The sequence below is a fragment of the Ruminococcoides intestinale genome, assembly GCF_040095935.1.
Taxonomy (GTDB): domain Bacteria; phylum Bacillota; class Clostridia; order Oscillospirales; family Acutalibacteraceae; genus Ruminococcoides; species Ruminococcoides intestinale.
On record NZ_JBBMFQ010000005.1, the window covers coordinates 101,335 to 121,692 of the forward strand.

Sequence of the window (20,358 nt, forward strand, 5' to 3'; positions counted from 1 at the left end):
ATTAAAGAATCCTCATCAGCGGATTGTATTTTCTCTCGTGGTCAAGGGTTGTTGTCGGTCCGTGTCCCGGAATTACACGGTAATCACCCTCAAGATTTTTAAGCTTTCTGATTGACTTTGCCATTTCGGCATCGTCACCTGTGGGAAGGTCTGTTCTGCCGTATGATTCGCAGAAAAGAGTATCTCCCGAAATAATTGTGTCATCAAAAATATATGAACCGCAACCGCTTGTATGTCCCGGTGTGGTGATATATTTGATTTCAGTGTTGCCGAGCATGAAATTGTCACCGTCTTTAAGCAGAATATCGGCTGAGAACGGTTTGAGTGAAAGTCTGTGCTTTTCGGTAAGATTGAGTGCAGGATTGCTGAGAAATTCGTTATTCTTCTCGCCCGTAACAATTTTTGCGTCAAACTTTTCCGCAAGCTGTTTTGCATAGCTTATGTGATCGTAGTGACCGTGTGTAAGAATTACATATTCAAGCTTTCCGCCGTTTTTCTCAATTTCAGAATTGAGTTCTTCATTCGGTGCGCCCGGATCGGTTACAGCCATTTTGCCTGTTTTTCTGTCTGTAAGCAAACAACAGTTTGTCATAAGAACCGTAACATTAAAAATTTTTACATCTATCATATTTTCAAATCCTTTGTGTTGATTTCAATAGTAACGGGACCGTCATTAACAAGCGAAACCTTCATATCGGCACCGAAAATTCCCTTTTCAACACGCTCAATTCCGTTATCGTGCATTTTTTTGCAGAAATATTCGTAGAGCGGATCGGCTGTGTCAGGTCTTGCGGCAGCCATAAAATTAGGGCGTCTGCCGTGTGAGCAGTCGGCGCAGAGGGTAAAGTTTGAAATTACAAGCACCGAACCGTTTACATCGGCAAGAGCAAGATTCATTTTATCATTTTCATCCGTAAAGATTCTCAGACCTGCAATTTTTGCGGCAAGTGCGTCCGCCTCTTTTTCGGTGTCACCGTTTTCAACTCCGAGAAGAATAAGAAAACCCGTACCGATTTCGCCCACGGTTTTTGAATCCACTTCAACCTTGGCCTTGGTAACTCTTTGTAAAATTGCTTTCATAAATTATAACCTCAATTACAGTCTTTTTACTTCGATTGTTCCGTTGATGTCGGAAAGCTTTGAAATTACACCACGGAGGTGATTTCTGCCCATTACATCAATTGTTGCGGTAACAACGGCAGTGCCGTTGCCAGCCTCTCTTGAATTAAGCGAATGTATAAAAATGTGCATATCCGAAAGCTTGATTGTAACATCTGCAAGAAGTCCTGTTCTGTCGGTTGCGGTGATCTGGAGCGTACTTCTGAACGCCTCTCCTACCTCGTCCTCCCAGTAACAGCTTACCCATCTTTCGGGTTCTTCACTTTTACTGATATCTTTCGGCACATTCGTGCAATGCCTTTTATGAATTGAAACGCCGTAGCCCCTTGTAATATAGCCTATAATATCGTCACCCGGCAGAGGATTGCAGCACTTTGAGAATTTTACAAGAACATCGTCTGCACCCTCAATTACAACGCCTGCGGATGCCTTCGGTCGCTTTACGGGTGCTTGCGGAACATCAATTTCTTCAATATCTGACGCATATGCTTTCTGATATTCTTCTTTGAGCCTTGGCATTATCTTCCAAAGCTGAATACCGCCGTAGCCTACTGCGGCATAGAAATCATCCATGGAATTATACTGCTTTTTAATCATCAGCTTCTGGAGAAACTCGGGATATTCTTCTTCGGAAAGATTGATGCCGTGGCGCTTGAACTCCTTGTCAAGCATCTGCCTGCCTTCGGCAATATTTTCATCACGCTTTTCATGCTTATACCATGAGCGGATTTTTGATTTTGCCGATGCGGTTTTACAGATATCAACCCATCCCCTGTTTGGGTGTTCCTCTTTCTGGGTGATAATTTCGCAGATATCGCCTGTTTTAAGCTTATAGTCAATCGGAACGATCTTTCCGTTGATTTTTGCGCCGACCATTCTGTGACCTACCTGTGTATGAATAAGATAAGCCATATCAATCGGAGTTGAACCCTGCGGAAGATTGAACACATCGCCTCTCGGGCTGAACACATAAACATCGTTTTCCGTAAAATCGTTTCTGATATTCTTTGCGATGTCGGTAACATCTTCTGCCTCAAGCTGATCAAGAATCATATCCTTGACCTTTTTGATGTTCTCCTCCATTTTGTCATTATTTTTACCGCCTGCGCCCATTCCAAGCTTATACTTCCAATGGGCGGCGATTCCGTATTCGGCGGTGTAATGCATTTCCCATGTTCTTATCTGAATTTCAAAAGGAATTGCGTTTTTGTCGAGTACGGTTGTATGGAGCGACTGGTACATATTCGGCTTAGGCATTGATATATAGTCCTTGAAACGGTTAGGAATAGGCTTAAATATATCATGCACTACACCGAGAACATTGTAGCAATCGGATACTGTATCAACGATTACACGCACGGCAAAAATGTCAAAAATCTGATCCATTGTTTTGCCCTGCATATATGTTTTGCGGTAAATACTGTTAATACTCTTTACCCGACCGCTGATATACACACCGGGGATTGTGCCCTCGGTTTTTGCGAGAATCTGATTCTTAATGGATTCAATAAACTTGTCACGACCCTCTTCGGTCATAAGAAGATCGTCTTCGATTTCCTTATAGCCGATTGGATCGAGGTACTGAAGAGAACGATCCTCAAGCTCGTCTTTTATGGTTTTAATACCGAGCCGATGAGCAATCGGAGCAAACACCTGCATATTTTCAAGTGATTTATCTCTCCTTTTTTGTTCCGGCATACAGTTCATTGTACGCATATTATGAAGCCTGTCGGCAAGCTTGATGATAATTACACGGATATCATCAGCCATTGCGATAAGCATTTTTCTTATATTTTCAGCCTGTTGCTGTTCACGGGTTGAGTACGGAATTTTTGAAATTTTTGTAACACCGTCAATCAGCTTGGCAACATCCGCACCGAAAAGCTTTGTAACCTCTTCAAGTGTGACTCCTGTGTCCTCTACTGTGTCATGAAGCAATGCACCGCAGACGGAATCGGTATCCATACCGAGCTCTGCAACAATACAGGCTACTGAAACGGGATGAAGAATGTACGGAATTCCCGATACTCTGCGCTGGTCACCGTGAGCTTTTTCGGCAAATTTATATGCCTTTTCGATTTTATCCATATCATAAGTGTTGGCAGCAGATGCGGAAAGAATCTTTTTCAGTTCCGTAAAATCCTGATAGTGTGCAACATTTGAAAATTTACCCATCAGAATACCTCCCTTAATTTCTTGATAATCGGGGCTGATTCGAGGTCAACCCTGCCGTTTACGGGCAGGACTGAAATTATTGAGGTTTTCATTCCCTCTGAAATTTCGATAAGCCTGAGCTCTCTCATGGCCTCAAGTATCACTTTAATTTTACCAAAAGACAGCCTGTTGTCAAGCATGTGAACCAAAGTTGCGGTTTCAAAAGCGTAACCACCGTTGCTTTTCAGATATCTGTAAAGCAGTGCAAAATCGTTTCTGTCTGGCATTAAATCCGAAAGCTGTGAACGGTCAAGCTGTTTTCCTCTGCAAAAATCCTCGTAGTTTGTACGGCTGTCAAGGAGCTTTTCGGTATCGCAGTCCGATGATTTTATATCTTTGACAATTACGGAAACAGACACATTTCCGTTGAACTCATTGCGGTCAAGATTTACTGCAAGATCAAGTGTTTCACCGATTTTATACGGAAATTCTTCGGTTGATGTAAAGAATTTCATCGCAGTAATCTGTATGTTATTGCGGGACAGAGTGAGTCTTAAATGCCTGTTCGCCGAAAGCGGAGTAATGTTCTTCAATGTCATATTGTACAAACCGAAAACAGGTGTCGGATTGCCGGCACCGTAGGGCTGCATAAGCGACAGAGAATCAATCAAATCAAGGTTTATGTATGCCGGATTGAGCTTACACTCAATGTTGATTTTATCATACGGCATCTTGCCGAAATTGTCGGCAAATTCGTTTATTTTCCTGCGAAAAGCAGGGATATTCTCAGGATCAAGAGAAAGCCCGACCGCCATAGGATGACCGCCTCTGTGTGTGAGAAGATCCGAACAGGCAAAAACAGCGTCGCAAAGAGGAAATCCCTCAACACTTCTGCCCGAGCCCTTTGCAATATCACCGAGCTTTGAAATGACGATTGCCGGCTTGCCGTAAGTCTCTTTGACTTTGGCGGCAATAAGTCCGATTACACCCTGATGCCAGTTTTCACCGTCAATTACTATGATTTTATCATTGACAAGCGACGGTTTTCTGCGGATTATTCCATCAATTTTTTCAAGAATATCACGCTCAATCTCCTGCCTTTCGGAGTTGTCAACGCAGAGCTGCGATGAAATTTCAGCCGCCTCATCATAATCTTCCGTAAGAAGAAGCGACACCGATTTTTCGGACAAACCGAGTCGTCCTACTGCATTTATTCTCGGAACAATTGTAAATGACACATTTGTTGAAGATACGGTTTTTCCCGTAAGACCGGAATTTTTGATAAGCGCCTGCAGTCCGGGACGGTCGGTATTTGTAATACTTTCAAGTCCGTGTTTGACAAATACTCGGTTTTCATCCTTCAACTCAACAACATCACCGATTGTGCCGATGCTCAAAAGGTCGGAATAGTTGTCAAGCAAGGTGGTTGTGTCGCAGTATTCTCCCTCAAGCGCCATAATCAGCTTGAATGCAACGCCCACCCCCGAAAGATTTTTGAATCTGCTTTTACAGTCCTCTCTGTGCAAGTCAACTACGGCACAAGCCTTTGGCAACTCGCCTGACGGCATATGGTGGTCTGTGACCACGGTATCAATTCCGAGTGAGCTTGCGTATGCAACCTCCTGTGCTGCCGCAATTCCGTTATCAACAGTAATTATGAGTTTTATTCCACGCTCATTGAGTTTGTCAACAGCGTTTTTGTTCATTCCGTAGCCCTCGGTTTCACGGGACGGAATATAGTACATTGCGTTTGCGTCAATTGTTTCAAGGTAAGAATATAAAAGTGCTGTTGAGGTGACACCGTCGGCATCATAATCACCGTAAACACAAATCGGTTCACCGCAATCAAGCGCCTTGTTAATGCGTTCAACAGCCTTATCCATATCTTTTATTTCAAACGGATCGGCAATGAAAGAATCGTTGTAAAGAAAGCCTTCAATTTCATCTTTCGTTGTAATATTCCGTATCTGAAGCAGCATTGCAACAATTGCAGGCAGCTCATAGCGGGACTGAATCTCCCCCGCCTTAGTTTTATCAAGTTTTGCAACCGACCACAGCTTCAAAATGCCGCTCCCTTTCGTTTATATAGTTGATTTATATTAGTTATTATACTTTTCAAGCATTGATTCTGCGTGTTTAAGTGCGACATCGGTTATATCAACACCGCCGATTATTCGTGCAAGTTCGCATGCTCTGCCGTTATGGTCAAGGAGGGTTACATTTGTAAATGTTCTTCCTTTTTCAACCTGTTTGCGGATAAGATAGTGATAATCCGCAAGAGCAGCGATTTGTGCTTGGTGTGTCACGCAGAGAACCTGACTGCTTTTGCTGACTTCACGCAGTTTTAAGCCGACCTTTTCTGCCGCCGAACCCGAAATACCTGTGTCAACCTCATCAAAAATGAGGGTATCAACCGTATCCGTGCTTGCAAGAACTGTTTTGATTGCAAGCATCATTCTTGAAAGCTCACCGCCCGATGCGATTTTTGCAACAGGGCGAGGTGTTTCACCCGGGTTTGCGGAGATGAGCAGTTCCATTTTATCCGTACCCTTTGAATTTGGTTCGCACTTTTCAAAGTACGGAACAAGCTCAACATTCGGCATATTCAAAAATGCCATTTCGGATTTTACTTTTGTTGCAAAGGTTTTTGCGGTTTTTCTGCGGAGAGTACCGAGTTTTTCGGCAGCCGCAAGCATTTTTTCTTCGCTTTCTCTGCATTTTTCCGCAAGCTCGTCACGGTTGCGGTCATAGTTCATAAGTTCGTCAAGTCTTGCCTGATATTTTTCGGCAAGATCCGAAAGCTCGTCTGACGGACAATTATATTTCCTTGTAAGACGATTGATAAGGTCAAGCCTTTCTTCAACTTCTTCAAGCCTTTGCGGATCGGATTCAAGCGAATCAATAGCGTCGGAAATGCTGTCGCAACAATCCTTTAAATTGTAATATGCATCTGTAAGCGTATTTGCAATTTCTTCATATTCAGCATTATATGATGACGCTTTTTGAAGGGCAGTTGATGCAGAATCGACCGATTCAAGACCGCCGCCATAGTTTTCGTCACCGTCAAGAGCCATTTTAGCATCATTGAGCAGAGAAAAGATTTTCTCAAAGCTCATAAGCGCTGTTCTTTCGCTCTCAAGCTCCTGTTCTTCGCCCTGCTTAACATCGGATTCTGTGAGTTCATTTACCTGATATGAAAGTAAATCAATTTCTTTCAATCTTTCACTTTCGTCCGAATCGGCTGAATTTAATTTCTTTTTGAGAATTTTATATTCATCATAACATTTTTTATAATCAGACAAAAGCTTTTCGCAACCGCCGAAACGGTCAATATAATCAATATGAGTTTCGGGAGAGAAAAGTTCGTAGCTTTCGTGCTGACCGTGAATGTTTATGAGGTGCTTTGAAAGTTCTTTGAGCATTGAAACCGTTGCAGGCTTGCCGTTGATTTTACAACTGCTCTTGCCGTTTCTGTTGAGAGTTCTCTGCAAAATGAGTGTTCCCTCGTCATCGGAAAAGCCGAGTTCATCAAGCTTTTCAACAATACTTTGGTTAATATCGTCAAATTGGGCACTTACAAAGGCTGAATCAGCCTCGGTGCGAATAATTTCCTTTGATGTCCGCTGTCCCATAATTGCATTGATTGCGTCAATTATTATACTTTTACCTGCACCTGTTTCACCTGTGAGGACATTAAGACCGTTTTCAAAATCTATTGAAGTTTTTTCAATCACGGCAATGTTTTCTATATATAAAGTTCTGAGCATTTCAATCAGTCCTGTCAAATAAGCTTTTTGAGTTCTTCGGTAAGTGACACCGCAAGGTCGGCTGTTCGGCAGGCAATGAAGATTGTATCATCGCCTGCAATTGTTCCGACAACAGACGGATAGTCGGCAGAATCGAGTGCGGCACAAACTGCCTGTGCCATACCGCTGAGGGTTTTTATTACAACAAGATTCTGTGCTACATCTATTGAATTTACCGAAGTGCTGAAAAGATTTGAAAAATTGGTACGGATATCGGTTGAACTGCGAGATGCAGAAACATAGCGATATTTTCCGTCACTTCCGAGAGTTTTAACAAGGCGTAAATCCTTGATATCTCTTGAAATTGTAGCCTGTGTTGCCTTAAAGCCCTCTTCACGAAGTCGGGTAAGCAACTCATCCTGTGTTTCAATGGGATGTTCGGCTATAATATCAAGAATTCGTGCGTGTCGCCCTGTTTTCATCAAAAATCCCTCTCTTTCAGTTTTTCATTGAGCAGTTTATAAAAATTGCGGTTATGAAGTAACGCAAGTTTAAGCTTTAAATCGGATTTGCGGATTACAACCCTGTCGGTTGCAAGAACAGGAACATTTTTTTCACCGTCAATTGTCAGCACGCAACAGCATTCTTCGGGGATTTTCACATGAACCGAAAGCTCCGATTCTCCGCTGAAAAGTACGGAACGGGAAAATAATGAATGGGGACAAACTGGAGTCATAAGAATGCATTCCATTTTAGGTGCGAGGATTGGTCCGCCTGCCGACAATGAATAAGCGGTTGAGCCTGTCGGAGTTGCAAAAAGCAGACCGTCCGCTCTGTATTTTGAAATTTCGTCACCGTCAAGCGTCAGGTGCAAATCAATTGTTTTTGAGAGCTGACCTCTTGCGACAACGGCATCGTTCACTGCAAGATAGTGCTTTGAGCCGTCCTCTTTTATGACCTCAACATCAAGCAAAATTCTCTCCTCTGTTGCGTAATCACCCGTAATAAGCCGTTCAAGCTGTTCATATTCGTGCGGTTCAACATCTGCGGCAAAACCGAGTCTGCCGACATTCACACCGATAAGCTGTTTATCTGCTTTTGCGGCATATTTTGCGGCATGGATAATCGTTCCGTCACCGCCCACTGTAATTGCCATATCGCAGTATTCAAAAAGCTCCGTAATATTTTTTGAATAATGAATGTGGATTCCCTTAAAATACTGACTGCATTCCTCAATCATAGCAATTTCTGCATTTTTATCAAGAAGAAAAAGAGAAATCTTTTTTGCATATTTAATTGCCCGTTCTTTTGAAAGATTGACCACTAATGCAAATTTCATAAAAGCACCTGCTCATTTTTTGTCAAGAGCGGCATGTGAATTTTCAACAAGCTGCTCGGGTGTTACATCTGTGTATGACTTAGGATCATCACTTTTGCGAAGATGGATAAGGTATTCTATATTGCCCTCGGGACCTTTGATTGGCGAATAGTCGAGATTAAGTACATCAAAGCCGTTTTCAAGGCAAAAATCAAATATTTTTCTGACAACCTCAACATGAACGGCAGGATCACGAACTACGCCCTTTTTGCCCACCTTTTCCCTGCCTGCCTCAAACTGCGGTTTGATTAGGCAGACCGCCTGCGCGTTTTCGCTCATAAGCTGTCTTGCAACAGGCAAAATCAGCTTTAATGAAATGAACGAAACATCAACCGAGAAAAAATCAATTTCATCGGGGACCTGCTCCCTTGTAACCTTTCTCATATTGGTGCGTTCAAGGTTGACAACACGGGGGTCGTTGCGAAGCTTCCAAGCAAGCTGACCGTAACCGACATCAATTGAATACACCTTTTTTGCACCGTTTTGGAGCATACAGTCGGTAAAGCCGCCCGTTGACGCACCGATATCCATTGTTATCTTATCTTTTAAATCAAAGTCAAAATTGTCTATGGCCTTTTCAAGCTTTAAACCGCCACGGCTGACATATTTCTGTGTGTTGCCCCTTACTTCAATTTTAACATTTTCATCATAAGAAGTTCCGCACTTGTCGGCTTTCTGATTGTCAACATAAACCTGTCCCGACATTATAATCGCCTTAGCCTTTTCACGGCTGTCGGTAAAGCCCTTTTCATATACAAGAATATCAAGTCTTTTTTTCATCCTAATTCTTTTCCTTTAAATTTTTGGTAATTGTGTTCACCATTCCGTCATCATCGAGTTTAAGCTCATGAAGAGCCTCACTGACAGACATCTGCTTGACAAATTTGTCATTAATAGCCTTTATATGATAATCTCCGCAGAACTGTGTGCAACAGAGTAAATCGGAGAAATTTCTCGCAATACCGCCGTTTTTGATGCCCTCTTCAAAAAACCATACATTATCGAAATCTGCCGCAAAATCAACGGCATTTTCGTCAATCGGTTTAATTCTGCAAAGTTTTAATATGCAAATCTCAACGCCCTGTTTTGCAAGGGTTTCCTTGGCTTTGCAGGCATAAGAGAAAAGTCTGCCGTAGGTTATGAGAAGATTTTTACAATTCGGATTTCCGTAAACATCGTATGAAAGATTTTCTTCACCGAAATCATCGGGTCTGTAAAGCTCTCCGCCACGGGGATAACGCACAACAGCGAGGCTGTCGCAAATGTAAATTGAGGTTGAAAGAGATTTTCTCATACCGTCAAAATATGCCGGAGAAAAAATTGTTGTGTTCGGAATGGTGTTGAGTATCGAAACATCAAACACACCCTGATGAGTTTCACCGTCATCACCAACAATTCCCGCACGGTCAACCCCGATTACGAGGTGAAACTTTCCGAGCGCCGCATCATGCAAAAGCTGGTCATAGGCTCTCTGGAGAAATGTTGAATACACGGCAAAAACAGGTCGCATGCCCTTTGCGGCAAGTCCGCATCCAAAAGTTACTGCGTGTTCTTCAGCAATACCGACATCAAAAAATCTTTCCTTAAAAAGCCTTGAAAATTCGGTAAGTCCCGTTCCTCCCGACATTGCGGCTGTAATTGCGCAAATCTTTTTATCGTCCTCGGCTAATTCGCACATAGTCTTTCCGAACTCAGCCGAAAATCCCTTGTGACTTGAAAGCGGTTCGCCCGAATCAATATCGAACCTGCCTATTCCGTGAAATCCGCCCGGATTGTCCTCGGCAGGCTGATAGCCTTTGCCTTTTTTGGTAACAACATGAACAAGAACGGGAGAATTCACCTTTTTTGCACACTCAAACGCATTTTCAAGCTCATCAATGTTGTGTCCGTCAATAGGTCCGAGATAGGTAAAACCGAAGCAGTCAAAAAGAGTGTTTTTGTACACAAGATTTTTAAGTTTAGACTTTCCTCCCTGAAGAAATCTTTTCAGAGGTTTTCCGATAAGCGGAATGTGTAAAAGAATTTTTTCCGTAATTTTCTTGACTCGCATATACCACGGCTGAATTCTTACCGTTGTAAGGTAGCGTGACAATGCGCCTACATTCGGTGAAATGGACATTTTGTTATCATTGAGAACAACAATAAAGTTCTTGTTGAATCTGCCTGAGTTGTTCATTCCCTCAAAAGCAAGTCCACCCGTAAATGAACCGTCACCAATCACGGCAACGGTGTAGCTTTGGTCGCCCATAAGGTGTTTTGCTCTTGCAATTCCGTATGCGGCTGATATTGATGTACTGCTGTGACCTGTGTTAAAATCGTCGTATTTGCTCTCGGCACGCTTCGGAAAACCTGAAATTCCGCCTTTTTTGCGGATTGTGTCAAACTGCTCGTAGCGTCCCGTCAACAGCTTGTGGGTATATGCCTGATGTCCGACATCCCATACAATGCTGTCTTTAGGCAGATTAAAGCTACGCTCAAGAGCAACGGTAAGTTCAACAACACCGAGGTTCGGTGAAAGATGTCCTCCGTTTACAGACACGGTTTCAACGAGCTTTTCCCTTATTTCGGTACACAGCTTTTCAAGCTGTTCGTCATTAAGCTTTTTGACATCATGCGGTGATTTAATTTTAGAAAGCAGTTCATACTCACCCATAATTTATTTCCTATCCGTATAATTAATATTTGCAAAGAATTATTTATTTCTCTTTGCAAGCTTGTAAGCAAATTCTTCAAGCTCTTTTGTATCACCGTCAAAGCCAAGAAGTGCGTTAACAGCTTTTTCGGTAAGTTCATCAACAAGCTCACGGCACTTTTCAATTCCGAGAAGTGAAACATATGTTGATTTACTGTTTTCTGCGTCACTGCCAACGGGCTTGCCGAGTTCCTCATCGGAGGAGGTTACATCGAGAATATCGTCCTGAATTTGGAACGCAATGCCGATGCATTCGCCAAATTCAGAGGCGGCTTTAATTTGCTTATCGTTTGCACCTGCGCTTATACAGCCAAGTTCACAAGCTGCTTTGATAAGACAGGCTGTTTTTTTGTAGTCCATTTCACGAAGGACTTCAATCGGAGCGTTTGTGTTTTCGCTCATAAGGTCAATCACCTGACCGCCTATCATTCCTGTCGCACCTGCGTATTTTGAAAGTACGGAAACACCTCTGCAACAAGCAGAAGTTCCGCAGATTTTTACTGTCTTTTCGTTTGTAAGGATTTCAAAGGCAAGCGTCAGAAGGGCGTCGCCTGCAAGCAAGGCGATATCTTCGCCGAATACCTTGTGGTTTGACGGCTTGCCTCTTCTGAGGTCATCGTTGTCCATACACGGCAAATCATCGTGAATGAGAGAATATGTGTGAATCATTTCAACTGCACAGGCAAATGCCGTTGCAGACTCTTCACTTCCGCCGCAAAGGCTGTTAAACGAGAACACAAGATACGGGCGGACACGCTTTCCGCCTGCCTCAAGGCTGTAAGCCATTGCGTCAATCAGCTTTTTTTCACGGCAATCCGTACTCGGCAGACAGCTCTTTAAAGCGTTTTCAATATTTTTTGCATAATCTTTAGTCATTATCATCACCCTTTGAAAGCTTTGAAATTCTCTCGTTTATATCAATAATTTTACCCTTGCATTGTTCAAGCTGTTTCATACAATAAGCAAGGAGTTCACACGCTTTTGCGTACTCCTCCATTGTCTGTTCGAGAGTAAGTTCACCGCTCTCCATTTTTGAAACCGTTTTTTCAAGCAGTTCGTTTGCCTGCTCAAAAGTCAAATTTTTATTTTCCATTGGTTTTTACCTCTGTACCTGCATATTCAAGCAGTCTTTGCATACGGTGATTTGCACCGCTTCGGCTGATTGGGGTTGAAAGATTCTGTCCCAAATCACGAAGTGACATATCGGGATTTTCAAGCCTTAAATATGCGATTTCACGCAAGTCCTCGGGCAAAGAATCGATTCCGACTGTCTTTTTTATATGTTCGATTGCACTGAGCTGTTTTGCAGACGCCGTTGCGATTTTTCCGATATTCGCAACCTCGCCGTTAATTCTGCGGTTCACATTGTTGCGAACCTGCTTTATTGCCTTTGTACCCATAATTTCCATTGATCTTATCGGTGAGCCTATGTAGGTAAGCAAGTCACAAATCTGCTCGCTCTCCTTAAAATAGACAATGTAACTGCCGCTGCGGACAACCGTTTTTGGAATAAGGGTACATTCGGTTATTTCGGAAAGAATCTTGCACAAATCCTGAGAAAGATTTTTGTGCGGAACACAGAATTCAAGGTGATAGCTTTTCATGGGATCGGATACCGAACCGCAGCTAAGAAAAACTCCGCGCAAAAACGATTGCGAAAGTTCTTCGCTTGAAAGATTTGCCCTGTTGACACGCAAAGTAATCTGACCGTCCGTATGACCGAAATCTTCAAAAATACGCTTGCAATCGTTTCCGTCAACCACAATTATTTTGTAAAGATGGCTGTCGCTTGATTTTGTTCGCAAAGCCGATTGTTTTTCAATTATCGGCATATATAAATTCTGCAAAAGAAATATAAGACGATTTCCCGCATAATTGCTTTCTGTTGTGAAGGTTATTTTGTTCGGAGAAAAATTTCTGCTGAATAAAAGCATTCCGTAAAGCTCCGCTTTGAGAGCCTCACGGTCAAACTGTTCAACCGAACAAATTTCTTTTTTTACATCCGAGGAAAATGACATCTCTGCACCTTACCTGTCAATATCTCTGTGCTGAATAACACACCTATAGCCTTTTTCACGAAAGTGGTCGTTTAGCTGCATTGCGATTGTAACACTTCTGTGCTTGCCGCCCGTACAACCTATGCCGACAACAAGCTCGCTTTTGCCCTCTTTGAGATAGAGCGGTACGGAAAAATCGAGCATACTCAAAAGTCGCTTTAAAAATTCGGTTGTTTCTTCACTTTCAAGAACATAGTCACGCACATCTTTGTCAAGTCCTGTAAGATGTTTGAGTTCGGGAATGTAAAAAGGATTAGGCAGACAACGCACATCCATAATGAGATCTGCCTCAAGCGGAATTCCGTATTTGAAACCGAACGACATAAATGTCAGCGTAATGCTTTGTGAAGTGTCCTCCATGAACATTGACATAATTCGCTCTCGGAGCTGTTTGTTTGACATATATGTAGTGTCAATGTTATAATCGGCTGTTCTTTTAATAGGCAAAAGAAGCTCCCTTTCAAGCTCAACGGCAGACAGTACCGAACCGTCCTTGAGTTTTTCCGAAAGAGGATGTCTTCTTCTTGTTTCCTTATAACGAACAACGAGCCTGTCCGTCATTGCGTCAAAGAACAATACCTTTACATTTTCGTAATGCATTTTGAAGTGTTCAATCTGAGAACACATTTCCTCAAATTTTTCGTTACCTCTTACATCGACAACAACCGCAACCCTCTTCATTGAATCATCTTCAGATTTGAGGCAAAGCCGATAGAGTGTTGACAACAGACTTGACGGAAGATTGTCAACACAATAATAACCGATGTCTTCAAGCACATGAAGAGCGCCTGTTTTGCCTGCACCCGACATTCCCGTAATGATTACAAATTCCATAAAATTACACCTTTTTTGCTTTATAGAAAAATAAGTTCACATTCAAGCTTGTAGCCTGTTTCATTTTCAACAGTTTTCTGAATTTCCGACACAAGCTGTTTTACATCGTCAGCCGTAGCATTTGATTTGTTGATGATAAATCCTGCGTGCTTTTCGCTGACCTGAGCGCCCCCGACTGTTTTGCCCTTGAGTCCGCATTGCTCAATGAGCGCACCTGCAAATGCGCCCTCCGGTCTTTTGAACACACTGCCTGCGCTCGGATATTCAAGCGGCTGTTTTGTTGAACGGCGGTTCATATAATCGTTCATTCTGTTCTGAATTTCTTCGGGATCATCTTTTTTAAGTTTGAATACCGCACCTGTGATTATGCAACCGTTTTTGCGGTAAACGCTTGTTCTGTAACCAAACTCAAGATTCTCCGCCTCTGTTCTGCCGATATCACCGTTCTGTGTGATGTGAGAAACGCTGTATACAACATCTTTCATTTCACCGCCGTATGCACCTGCGTTCATAAACAAAGCACCGCCGACTGTTCCCGGAATTCCCCATGCAAATTCAAGTCCCGAAAGTCCGCATTTTTGGGCAAACTTACACAGACTTCCCAAAGCCGCACCGGCGCCGCAATAGATTGTTGTATCGTCAATTAATGAAATATTCCTGAAATCACCGTCAAGACGGAGAACCGTGCCATGGATTCCCTCATCCGGAACCAGAACATTACTTCCATTGCCGAGAAGAATATACTTCTCCTTGCAGACATCGCATTCCTTTAAAATTTTCATCAGCTGAGAAAGATTTGTCACCTTTATGTAAACATCTGCTTTTCCGCCGATTTTAAATGAAGTGTGTCTGCTCATCGGTTCAAATCGTCTTGCGTCACAATCAAGCTTTTGAGCACAGTTATATATAATATCGGTAGTGTCCATTCAATTACCCTCCGTTGTTAGTTTAGAATATGAAATTTCTGTTCCCTGTATTCCGTTACAAAGCGGAATTATTCCCATGTATCAACAATAACCTTTGGTGACGGCGGAAGATCCTCAACAGCCATTCCGAGATTTTTGAGAAGTTCTCTTGCGGCATTGTAACCCATTTTCTTCTGTCTGTTATTCATGGCGGCAACCTCTATGATTACAGCAAGGTTACGACCGGGCTTTACGGGAATTGTAAGAGTCGGCACTTCGACACCGAGAATTTTCATATATTCGTTGTCAAGTCCCATTCTGTCATAAACCTTTGCGCTGTCCCATTGCTCAAGGTTGATTACCATATCAATCTTTTCCTGCAGCTTGATAGCACCCATACCGAAAAGTTTTCTGGCATTGATAATTCCGATACCTCGAAGCTCAATGAAGTGACGGATATTTTCGGGCGACTGGCCATAGAGTGTAGTCTGGGCAGTTCTTCTGATTTCTACGGCATCATCGGCAACAAGACGGTGACCACGCTTGATAAGCTCAATTGCGGTTTCACTCTTACCGACACCGCTGTCGCCCGTAAGCAGACAGCCTTCGCCGTACACTTCAACAAGAACGCCGTGACGGGTAATTCTCGGAGCAAGCTCTTTGTTAAGATATTGTACAAGTGACGCTGTAAGATCCGATGTACTCTGCGGGGTGCTGAAAATAGACACCTTGTGCAGCTTTGCACTTTCGAGAATTGCGTTTGACGGTTCAATATCACGGCAGATTATTACAGCCGGAGGACCAAAGCTGAAAATGGAGTCAATAACCATTTTCTGAGCCTCCGGACCGTATCTGCCGAGATATGAGAACTCTGTATTACCGAGAACCTGAATTCGCTTGTTGTCAAAGAATTCAAGATAACCCGTAAGCTCGAGTCCCGGTCTGTTGATTTCAACAGTCGATATGTTAGTTTCCTTGTAATTTTCAGCGACATAAACTTCAGTGAGGTTCAATGCTTCTGCAATTTGCGACAGTGGAACAGAAAATTCAACAGACATAAATCATCGTCCTATCCTAAATATTTATTACCTTTCACAAATCAGAGCAACCGCTCTGCCGCCTAACGGGCAGATGTATGCTCTCAGGCTATATACTTATTGCTATTATACACCATAACGCAGTTTTGATAAAGTCTTTTTGTGAATTATTTTTCAATTTTTAACAAAATTTTCTCATTTTTCTGTTACTGTTTTAACAATGTCTGCTTTTAATTCTTTATCGGAACTAATATAACAAATACTCAAATAGCCGTTGTTTTTACCCTTAAAATTATTGAATATGGATAAAGATGTTACGGAAAGGTTGTTGTTATTATTCTTCAACAGAACAATGTGTTCTTTAACTTTTTTCAGTGCGTTTTTATCTTTTGAAAAAAGTTGCAAAGTTTTTGTATCCGAAAGGGCAGTATAGGTCAAAGGTGAAATTGCGGTTTCTTTTGAAATATAGTCAATATCGGTTTTGAGAGTTTTTTCTCCGAGATTTGAGTCGATAAGATACAATTCAAGCTTTGAAAGCGTCAGCGCAGGGATATAGGCTTTCTTTGCCGATATTACGGCTTTTTCAAGGCTGTCAGCCTCAACCGAAACACCTTGCACATCCTCGCTGTTCTCAAGCAGATAGAAATTATACACGGCTTTGCCCGATTTGTTTTCTGCAGTAATCGTCTGAACAAGCGAAGAAGTATCAATCCGGTTTGAATTTGAACAACCGCCTAAAATCAGAACAATTGCCATAATCGGCAGTAAAAATAATTTTTTATTCATAAAGCTTTCTCCGATATACAAAAAGATAGATTATAGGAATCAGAAGTGCGGAAATAAAATTGAGTACAGTCAGAAAAATATTGTTCAATAATAATTCTTTTACAGCATTATAACTATCTGCACAAACAAACAAAACAAACATTATAAAAGCTATTATCGAAACAAAAACAAGCGTTCTTTTTGAAGATGTATTTACAATGCAGTTTGAAACGCTGATGAGGACAGCCGTTACAAAAACGAAAATACAGGCAGTTACTGCGGCAAGGTAAAAGCTGTCAAAGCCTTTCATATCACCAAAATATGCGGTTCTTGACAATAGCTGAACAGAAAACGGTTGCTGTGCAGAATATGCACCGATAACAAAATCGGTAAAAAACAAAGTCAGCATTAATGTGACGAATATAATAAGAGTTGTAATTACAGGTTGTTTTATTGACAGATTTTTGGTGCTTGTGGAATTGAATCCAAAAATAACAGGCAGAAACGCAAAGATTAAACAGTCTGCAACATTGCTCCGAATATTTGAAAAATCGGGTGTAACAAAGGTGCTGTTCGGTGCAAATTCAAAAGATTTTATATTTCCGAAAAATATCACGGCAAAAGCAATTATGAGAAATGCAAGCACAAAAATGCTGACTCTTGAAAGCGGATTTATCCCCTTTGACGCACCGTAAACACAAATGCAAAGTATCAGAAAGGCAATCACCTTTGTGTCGACATCGGGATTAACTCCCGAAACAAACATATCGCAGAATCTAATCAGAAAAGAAACGGTTATCACGGTGAAATACATACAATAATATGAAGAAACAAAGAAAAAGCCCGTTTGCGATGTGTTTTTTGCAAAGGCTGAGAAATCAAGTCTTGTTCTGTGCTTTATCGAATAAAAAGGAACAAAGCACAACAGCGTGAAAAATATTCCGAATCCGATTGACGCAAGACTTGAAAAAATATTGTCGCTCTGCAAAAAGCTCCGCCCCATTAACAATATCGGAAGTACAGAACATACAAACAGCGAAAGCATAAGTCTTTTTAACGGAAAAGTTACATTCGATTGCATTACATCTCCTCCGTTTCGGGAAATTTCTGAACCTTGATTGTGTGCTTTGAAAGCCTTTTCCAATCTGCTCTGACAAAAACATCACGCATACTCCGCCACGAGAACGGTGCAAGCGATGACATATACGGCACGCCGATTGATGTTTTGGAACACATATTGACAAGCACTCCGCAGGTGAGCAGAACTATTCCCCACAAGCCGAACATTCCGCCTGCGATAACGCAGAAAAATCTCAACACCATAATAGGCGGATAGAGTGCGAATGTGACATAACTGCAAATTGCCGCAGTTGCAACAACCATAAGAGTTGACGAGCTGATTATGCCTGCGCTGACGGCACTTTCACCGATTACAAGCGCTCCGACAATGCTGACAGCGTGTCCGAGCGGCTTTGGAATACGCAGTCCGGCCTCTCTCATGACTTCATAGATAAAGGTTATGAGAATAACTTCAAGTGTTACGGGTAAGGGTGTTTGTGACAAAGAATCGGATGTTTTTACGAGCAATCCGGTCGGAAAATATTCGGGATGAAACTGTGCAAAAGCCGTGTATATTCCCGGCAAAAATACGGCTATAAGGAACGAAATATACTTTAAAATCCGTATAAATGCCGCATAATACGGGCGGTTTGAATAATCATCAACGCTTTGAAATTCTTCTGCAAAAAGGTGCGGAATGATTATCACCGACGGTGTTCCGTCAATCAGAATTGCCACTCTGCCCTCTGACAGCTTTCCGCAGACCGTATCCGGCCTTTCGGAAATCCCGACACCCGAAAAAAGTGATTTTGAATTGTTGTCTTCAAGATAACTGCTTAAATATCCCGACGCAAGAATCATTTTCAGGTTGCAGTTTTCAAGCCGTTCTCTGATTGCTTTAAGAATTTGCTTTGACACGCTGTTTTGAAGATAACAAATCATCATCTGCGTATTTGAACTGTATCCGCTTGTTATGGTTTCAAAAACAAGGTCGGGACTTTTGATTCTTCGTCTTATTAAAGTCATATTGATTCTCAGCGGTTCTGTAAAACCTTCTCTGCATCCTCTCTGCACTACCTCACTTTCGGGTTCCGAAACACTTCTGAATGAAAAGCCCTGTGCTCCGATTGCAAGCATACGACTGCAACCGTCAACAACAAGCAGGGCAAAACCTGATGTTGAAAAGCTGATTGCCTCGTCAATTGTCGTGAACTCGACAATTTCACTTGATGTCAGCACGGTATTTTTGATAAGGTCAAAAACCTTATCGGGAGATTGGCAGTCAAAATAATAATCGAGCAGAGGATTGATTACCGACAATGCAAGCGTGTCCTTTTCGCACATTCCCTCAATTGTGATTATTGCGGATTTTATACTGCATTGTCCCTTTAGATTCATTTCACGAACCGTAAAGTCTGCCGAATTTTTGAACATTTTCTTCAGAGTTGAAATATTTTCTTTTAATGAATTATACATTTAATCACCGTCTTAATATATCTGCTTTTTATTTTGCGGTATATCGGCTCAAATTATGCAAATATTAGTAACGGTGATGTTATGTTAATTTCAATAATCAGAACAATTTTGCTCTATGCCTTTGTCATTCTGGCAGTCAGGTTAATGGGAAAGCGACAGATGAGCGACATGCAGCCGAGTGAGCTTGTAATCACAATGATAGTGTCGGATATCGCATCAATTCCTATGCAGAACACATCTCAACCGCTGTTGAGCGGAGTTATTCCCGTTGCAATTCTCGTTGCACTTGAAATTACCGCAAGCATTATTATGATGAAGTGGAGCGGTTTCAGAAGTCTTGTGTGCGGAAAACCCGTTATAGTAATTAAGGACGGAAGGATTCTGCAATCGGCTATGAAAAAGCTGCGGCTTACTACAGAAGATTTGAGTGTCAGATTAAGACAACAGGGTATTTTTTCAATCGAGGATGTTCAATACTGCATTGTTGAAACAAACGGTGAGGTGAGCGTTCTTGAAAAGCCTGAGAAGAGAAAGCCGTCTGCCGAGGATTTTGGGTTAAAAATTAAAGACAATAAAATTGAAACCGTAGTTGTCAGCAACGGAAAAATTCTTGAAAATTCGCTTAATTTATGTGAAAAAGAAAAGGGTTATGTTAAAAATATTCTGCAAAAGAAAAATATTAAGCAGAGCAATGTTTTTTTGATGACTCTTGACGCACTCGGAAATTACAACATTATAAAGAAGGAATAACAATATGAAAAGAATTTACATTGCACTTTCACTTGTTCTGGCGGCACTATGCTTTGCATCTGTTGAAACAGGATTTATTTCGGGCAAAACTGATGCATTCATTGCAAAAATTGAATGTGCCGACAGACTGATGAGCAGACTTGAATTTGAAGACGCACTCAAAATATGTGAAGAAACCGAGAAAGAATGGTATGACAACGCAAAATTGATTGACACCATGCTCATTCACGATTATGTTGACAATATCGGATTAAGCATTTCGAGAATGACCGCATTTGCACAAAAACAGAACCGTGATATGTACTTTGCCGAAAGCGTTCAGGCAAAAAAAGAACTCGCCTCCATTAAAGAAAGCGAGTTTCCGTTAGTTGAAAATATTTTGTAAT

General features: G+C 41.8%; 20 protein-coding genes. 2 read left to right on the plus strand and 18 right to left on the minus strand.

Annotated features, from left to right (window positions below):
• Position 1: 1 nt before the first annotated feature.
• The 18 genes from WMO31_RS08990 to WMO31_RS09075 form a co-directional block, all read right to left on the minus strand.
• Positions 2-628 (minus strand): MBL fold metallo-hydrolase, encoded by a 627-nt coding sequence (locus WMO31_RS08990; protein ID WP_046432235.1) that lies wholly within the window; start codon positions 626-628, stop codon positions 2-4.
• The gene (dtd, locus tag WMO31_RS08995) at positions 625-1,080 is read right to left on the minus strand and encodes a D-aminoacyl-tRNA deacylase (protein ID WP_021884176.1); all 456 of its coding nucleotides are present in this window, start codon (positions 1,078-1,080) and stop codon (positions 625-627) included. Before dtd ends, WMO31_RS08990 begins: the two co-directional genes overlap by 4 nt.
• Positions 1,081-1,095: 15 nt before the next feature.
• Complete coding sequence (locus tag WMO31_RS09000) at positions 1,096-3,294, minus strand: RelA/SpoT family protein (RefSeq protein ID WP_173018959.1); 2,199 nt, start codon at positions 3,292-3,294, stop codon at positions 1,096-1,098.
• Complete coding sequence (gene recJ, locus WMO31_RS09005) at positions 3,294-5,336, minus strand: single-stranded-DNA-specific exonuclease RecJ (protein ID WP_367999560.1); 2,043 nt, start codon at positions 5,334-5,336, stop codon at positions 3,294-3,296. The genes WMO31_RS09000 and recJ overlap by 1 nt, the downstream gene beginning before the upstream one ends.
• 36 nt (positions 5,337-5,372) lie before the next feature.
• Positions 5,373-7,040: a DNA repair protein RecN gene (recN, locus tag WMO31_RS09010; RefSeq protein WP_367999561.1), complete on the minus strand. Its 1,668-nt coding sequence runs from the start codon at positions 7,038-7,040 to the stop codon at positions 5,373-5,375.
• A gap of 14 nt (positions 7,041-7,054) precedes the next feature.
• Entirely contained in the window at positions 7,055-7,501 is a 447-nt protein-coding gene (gene argR, locus WMO31_RS09015; RefSeq protein WP_015524046.1) for an arginine repressor, read from the minus strand.
• Entirely contained in the window at positions 7,501-8,358 is an 858-nt protein-coding gene (locus WMO31_RS09020; RefSeq protein ID WP_015524047.1) for an NAD(+)/NADH kinase, read from the minus strand. The genes argR and WMO31_RS09020 overlap by 1 nt, the downstream gene beginning before the upstream one ends.
• Positions 8,359-8,370: 12 nt before the next feature.
• A complete protein-coding gene (locus WMO31_RS09025; protein ID WP_015524048.1) occupies positions 8,371-9,177 on the minus strand; it encodes a TlyA family RNA methyltransferase in 807 nt (268 codons plus the stop codon).
• Position 9,178: 1 nt separating this feature from the next.
• On the minus strand, positions 9,179-11,050 hold the full coding sequence (gene dxs / locus WMO31_RS09030) for a 1-deoxy-D-xylulose-5-phosphate synthase (RefSeq protein ID WP_367999562.1): 1,872 nt from the start codon (positions 11,048-11,050) through the stop codon (positions 9,179-9,181).
• 39 nt (positions 11,051-11,089) lie between these two features.
• Positions 11,090-11,965: a polyprenyl synthetase family protein gene (locus WMO31_RS09035; protein ID WP_367999563.1), complete on the minus strand. Its 876-nt coding sequence runs from the start codon at positions 11,963-11,965 to the stop codon at positions 11,090-11,092.
• Positions 11,958-12,182, minus strand: a complete 225-nt coding sequence (gene xseB / locus WMO31_RS09040; RefSeq protein ID WP_015524050.1) for an exodeoxyribonuclease VII small subunit — start codon at positions 12,180-12,182, stop codon at positions 11,958-11,960. The genes WMO31_RS09035 and xseB overlap by 8 nt, the downstream gene beginning before the upstream one ends.
• Positions 12,172-13,107, minus strand: coding sequence for a DNA-binding protein WhiA (gene whiA / locus WMO31_RS09045; RefSeq protein WP_015524051.1), 936 nt, complete (start codon positions 13,105-13,107; stop codon positions 12,172-12,174). The genes xseB and whiA overlap by 11 nt, the downstream gene beginning before the upstream one ends.
• A 9-nt stretch (positions 13,108-13,116) precedes the next feature.
• Complete coding sequence (gene rapZ, locus WMO31_RS09050; RefSeq protein ID WP_015524052.1) at positions 13,117-13,980, minus strand: RNase adapter RapZ; 864 nt, start codon at positions 13,978-13,980, stop codon at positions 13,117-13,119.
• A 20-nt stretch (positions 13,981-14,000) separates the two neighbouring features.
• The gene (murB, locus tag WMO31_RS09055) at positions 14,001-14,906 is read right to left on the minus strand and encodes a UDP-N-acetylmuramate dehydrogenase (protein ID WP_303675719.1); all 906 of its coding nucleotides are present in this window, start codon (positions 14,904-14,906) and stop codon (positions 14,001-14,003) included.
• A 68-nt stretch (positions 14,907-14,974) separates the two neighbouring features.
• Positions 14,975-15,943 (minus strand): HPr(Ser) kinase/phosphatase, encoded by a 969-nt coding sequence (gene hprK, locus WMO31_RS09060; protein WP_021884165.1) that lies wholly within the window; start codon positions 15,941-15,943, stop codon positions 14,975-14,977.
• Between the two features lie 174 nt (positions 15,944-16,117).
• Complete coding sequence (locus WMO31_RS09065) at positions 16,118-16,708, minus strand: hypothetical protein (protein ID WP_117847431.1); 591 nt, start codon at positions 16,706-16,708, stop codon at positions 16,118-16,120.
• Positions 16,701-17,768, minus strand: a complete 1,068-nt coding sequence (locus WMO31_RS09070; protein WP_303675720.1) for a GerAB/ArcD/ProY family transporter — start codon at positions 17,766-17,768, stop codon at positions 16,701-16,703. The genes WMO31_RS09065 and WMO31_RS09070 overlap by 8 nt, the downstream gene beginning before the upstream one ends.
• On the minus strand, positions 17,768-19,222 hold the full coding sequence (locus WMO31_RS09075) for a spore germination protein (protein ID WP_303675721.1): 1,455 nt from the start codon (positions 19,220-19,222) through the stop codon (positions 17,768-17,770). The genes WMO31_RS09070 and WMO31_RS09075 overlap by 1 nt, the downstream gene beginning before the upstream one ends.
• A gap of 81 nt (positions 19,223-19,303) precedes the next feature.
• On the opposite strand from WMO31_RS09075, the gene WMO31_RS09080 reads away from it, so the two are divergent.
• Together WMO31_RS09080 and WMO31_RS09085 are read left to right on the plus strand one after the other, a co-directional pair.
• On the plus strand, positions 19,304-19,972 hold the full coding sequence (locus tag WMO31_RS09080; RefSeq protein WP_015524058.1) for a DUF421 domain-containing protein: 669 nt from the start codon (positions 19,304-19,306) through the stop codon (positions 19,970-19,972).
• A gap of 4 nt (positions 19,973-19,976) precedes the next feature.
• Positions 19,977-20,357 carry a DUF4363 family protein gene (locus WMO31_RS09085; protein WP_117949062.1) on the plus strand — a complete coding sequence of 127 codons (381 nt, stop codon included), beginning with the start codon at positions 19,977-19,979 and terminating at the stop codon, positions 20,355-20,357.
• Position 20,358: the final 1 nt, after the last annotated feature.

What these genes read in the sequence shown, in the direction of transcription:
- WMO31_RS08990 (WP_046432235.1), bottom strand. Translation starts at nt 628, where the DNA reads ATGATAGATGTAAAAATTTTTAATGTTACGGTTCTTATGACAAACTGT.
- dtd (WP_021884176.1), bottom strand. Translation starts at nt 1,080, where the DNA reads ATGAAAGCAATTTTACAAAGAGTTACCAAGGCCAAGGTTGAAGTGGAT.
- WMO31_RS09000 (WP_173018959.1), bottom strand. Translation starts at nt 3,294, where the DNA reads ATGGGTAAATTTTCAAATGTTGCACACTATCAGGATTTTACGGAACTG.
- recN (WP_367999561.1), bottom strand. Translation starts at nt 7,040, where the DNA reads ATGCTCAGAACTTTATATATAGAAAACATTGCCGTGATTGAAAAAACT.
- argR (WP_015524046.1), bottom strand. Translation starts at nt 7,501, where the DNA reads ATGAAAACAGGGCGACACGCACGAATTCTTGATATTATAGCCGAACAT.
- WMO31_RS09020 (WP_015524047.1), bottom strand. Translation starts at nt 8,358, where the DNA reads ATGAAATTTGCATTAGTGGTCAATCTTTCAAAAGAACGGGCAATTAAA.
- WMO31_RS09025 (WP_015524048.1), bottom strand. Translation starts at nt 9,177, where the DNA reads ATGAAAAAAAGACTTGATATTCTTGTATATGAAAAGGGCTTTACCGAC.
- dxs (WP_367999562.1), bottom strand. Translation starts at nt 11,050, where the DNA reads ATGGGTGAGTATGAACTGCTTTCTAAAATTAAATCACCGCATGATGTC.
- WMO31_RS09035 (WP_367999563.1), bottom strand. Translation starts at nt 11,965, where the DNA reads ATGACTAAAGATTATGCAAAAAATATTGAAAACGCTTTAAAGAGCTGT.
- xseB (WP_015524050.1), bottom strand. Translation starts at nt 12,182, where the DNA reads ATGGAAAATAAAAATTTGACTTTTGAGCAGGCAAACGAACTGCTTGAA.
- whiA (WP_015524051.1), bottom strand. Translation starts at nt 13,107, where the DNA reads ATGTCATTTTCCTCGGATGTAAAAAAAGAAATTTGTTCGGTTGAACAG.
- rapZ (WP_015524052.1), bottom strand. Translation starts at nt 13,980, where the DNA reads ATGGAATTTGTAATCATTACGGGAATGTCGGGTGCAGGCAAAACAGGC.
- murB (WP_303675719.1), bottom strand. Translation starts at nt 14,906, where the DNA reads ATGGACACTACCGATATTATATATAACTGTGCTCAAAAGCTTGATTGT.
- hprK (WP_021884165.1), bottom strand. Translation starts at nt 15,943, where the DNA reads ATGTCTGTTGAATTTTCTGTTCCACTGTCGCAAATTGCAGAAGCATTG.
- WMO31_RS09065 (WP_117847431.1), bottom strand. Translation starts at nt 16,708, where the DNA reads ATGAATAAAAAATTATTTTTACTGCCGATTATGGCAATTGTTCTGATT.
- WMO31_RS09070 (WP_303675720.1), bottom strand. Translation starts at nt 17,768, where the DNA reads ATGCAATCGAATGTAACTTTTCCGTTAAAAAGACTTATGCTTTCGCTG.
- WMO31_RS09075 (WP_303675721.1), bottom strand. Translation starts at nt 19,222, where the DNA reads ATGTATAATTCATTAAAAGAAAATATTTCAACTCTGAAGAAAATGTTC.
- WMO31_RS09080 (WP_015524058.1), top strand. Translation starts at nt 19,304, where the DNA reads ATGTTAATTTCAATAATCAGAACAATTTTGCTCTATGCCTTTGTCATT.
- WMO31_RS09085 (WP_117949062.1), top strand. Translation starts at nt 19,977, where the DNA reads ATGAAAAGAATTTACATTGCACTTTCACTTGTTCTGGCGGCACTATGC.